Origin of the sequence: Microcystis sp. M53602_WE12 (assembly GCF_030065455.1) — a bacterium.
In the GTDB taxonomy this organism is placed as follows: Bacteria; Cyanobacteriota; Cyanobacteriia; order Cyanobacteriales; family Microcystaceae; genus Microcystis; species Microcystis aeruginosa.
On the sequence record NZ_JASJFB010000422.1, the window covers coordinates 1 to 2,576 of the forward strand.

A 2,576-nucleotide genomic window follows, 5' to 3' on the forward strand; every position below is an offset into this window, starting at 1 on the left:
AAATATAAATCAGTAATTTTATTTATTTTTCTATTAATTGCCAGCCAAATATACACCTTTATCTTCTTACAATAAATCAGCCGCCACATTCAAATCAATACCTATTGCTTAAATCAAACCTTCTCCTCACTTCAGTCTGGTTTCTGCGGTTTGATTGCTTGCTGTCACCAACTGAAGAAATCTTACCTTTAGATGAGCCTACTTTTACCTCAATCTGCTTAACCGGAACCGTGGCTAAATTAATCTTTTTTTCCTAAGTTTCCTGGAAAGATTAAGGTAAAAATTAGCTCTATCCGCCCTTAGATTGGCTGATCATGGCTATTGGCCACCGATTCGGGGCTATCCTCGCCAATCCAAGCCCTAACTAACTCGTAGCAGAGACCGAGCAGAACCGGTCCGACGAACAAACCAATAATCCCGTAGGCGATCACTCCCCCGAACACCCCTAGCAGAATCACCACCATGGGAATGGGCAGACCGCGCCCCATTAAGATCGGTTTGAGGAAATTATCCACCAAGGTGGCGGGAATCATCCAGATGGTAAACAAGAGGGCGATGGAATGGGGTAGTGTTACCCAAGCGTGAATGAGCGCCCCCAAGACAATCAAACCAGGGCCAATTTGGAGAATGCCCAAAATTAGGGTGAGGAAAGTTAATAAACCGGCTGCAGGGGTTCCCACCGTCACTAAACCGATGCCGATCAAAAGACTCTGGATAATAGCAACGCCAATAACACCACGGCTAACATTGCGGACGGTGGAGGCGGTTAGACTGGCCAGCGCGATGCCTCTACCCGGGGCGATCTTTTCCGCTAACCGGTTCATCGGGCGAGTCAGATTTTTAGCCGAGAGGGTGAGGGCTGCCGCAATCAGAATCGAGGCGATAAATTTCAGCACCGTCAGACCAGTACTGGTGGCCAGAGAAAGGGATATTTTGCCCAGTTCTTTTAATTGTGGCTCGAAGCGTTGAAGAAATTGACCCGTGTTATCCGATGCCTGCTGCCAGAGACCGGCAATCCTTTCGCCAATCAGCGGCCAGGTGGCCAGATCGTCGGGGGGAGGGGGAATCACCGCCGCACCAGTATCGATATATTCCGCCAGCGTTCGCAGATTACCGGCCAGAACCGCTGCAATACCACTCACCGGACCGATAATAATCCCTAGACAAAGTAGGGTGAGGAGAACTGTGGCCAGTTTCGCCCGGCCAGCGAGCAGCTTTTTTAACCAGAGAAAGATCGGATACCAAGCGATCGCTAGAATTGCTCCCCAGAGGATCATGGTTAGGAAGGGACGCAGTAGGGTAAAACCGGCAAATAACAACAGGCCGAGAAAAAACAGCCGGATGACGAGATCGATAATTTTAGCGTCATTTTTCATCAATAGCGATCGCCTTTTGGCTAGATGAGGACATTGCTGCAATTATGGCAGTTTTTCGTTATCGGTAGTGATTCGCTGGTAGTGGTCAGCCGTCTTGCTTATCTGGTGGGGATTGTGTAAAATATTTCCTAATCAAAATAATTGCCCGATAAATCTTTACTTCCAATCGTCTTGATCGAGTAAAATCGACTAATTTAATCTATTAACAAGGATGCAAGCAAATTTATTAGAAGTGCGGGGAGCCACCCGTCGATTTGGGGGATTAGTCGCTGTGGATGGCGTTGGCTTTCAGGTACAAAAAAACGAGATTTTTGGCTTAATTGGACCGAATGGGGCGGGAAAAACGACTTTATTTAATCTGATCACCGGTTTAATTCCCCTATCGAGTGGTGATTTAATTTATCAAGGCGACAGTTTGGCGAATTATCGTCCTCACCAGATCGCTAAGGCAGGAATTGCCCGTACTTTCCAGAATTTGCGCTTATTTGGTGAATTATCGGCTTTAGAAAATGTTGCGATCGCTGGTCACATTCATAATAGCTCCAATCTCTGGACAGGAATTTTGGGTTTACCAGCTTCGAGAAGGGAGGAGGAAAAAACCTATAAAAGAGCGGGGGAATTATTAGATTTAGTCGGACTAACCGACCAAAGCAATCGAAAAGCCCGTAATTTAGCCTATGGTGATCAAAGACGCTTGGAAATTGCCCGCGCTTTAGCTTTGCAACCCCAGTTATTACTCCTGGATGAACCAGCAGCCGGGATGAATCCCAGCGAAAAGGGGTCATTAAGTCAGCTAATTCGACAAATTCGCGATAATTTAGCTCTAACCGTCCTGTTAATCGAACATCATGTGCCTTTAGTGATGGGATTATGCGATCGCATTGCCGTGTTAGATTTCGGTAAGTTAATCGCTTTGGGAGATCCAGCTACAGTCAGGGAGAATCGCGCGGTGATTGAAGCTTATTTAGGGGATGAATAAGGATTTTAGATAATTCCTCTTCAGGTTAATGGGAGATAAGTAGGTAGGCGTTAAAAATTATCAGACACCACCCTTATCAAGGGGGACTAAGGGTAGGGTTGATTCATGAATCAACCCTACTATGAATCAACTCTAGGACTAAGGGGGGATCGAACCTAAAATCCATTTTTAATTTAATTATAACCAGCTACTTAATCGATTGATGGGCAATGATATGGATG

2 protein-coding genes are annotated in these 2,576 nt (G+C 45.8%); one reads left to right on the top strand and one right to left on the bottom strand.

What is annotated here, in order from left to right:
• Positions 1–299 precede the first annotated feature (299 nt).
• Positions 300–1,376: an AI-2E family transporter gene (locus PX482_RS14255; protein ID WP_288122586.1), complete on the bottom strand. Its 1,077-nt coding sequence runs from the start codon at positions 1,374–1,376 to the stop codon at positions 300–302.
• Positions 1,377–1,587: 211 nt separating this feature from the next.
• Between PX482_RS14255 and PX482_RS14260 the strand changes: the two genes are divergently transcribed.
• A complete protein-coding gene (locus tag PX482_RS14260; protein WP_288024588.1) occupies positions 1,588–2,355 on the top strand; it encodes an ABC transporter ATP-binding protein in 768 nt (255 codons plus the stop codon).
• The last annotated feature ends 221 nt before the right edge of the window (positions 2,356–2,576 follow it).

Bases quoted from the DNA above. Each gene is read 5' to 3' on its own strand.
- PX482_RS14255 (WP_288122586.1), bottom strand. From the start codon at position 1,376: ATGAAAAATGACGCTAAAATTATCGATCTCGTCATCCGGCTGTTTTTT.
- PX482_RS14260 (WP_288024588.1), top strand. From the start codon at position 1,588: ATGCAAGCAAATTTATTAGAAGTGCGGGGAGCCACCCGTCGATTTGGG.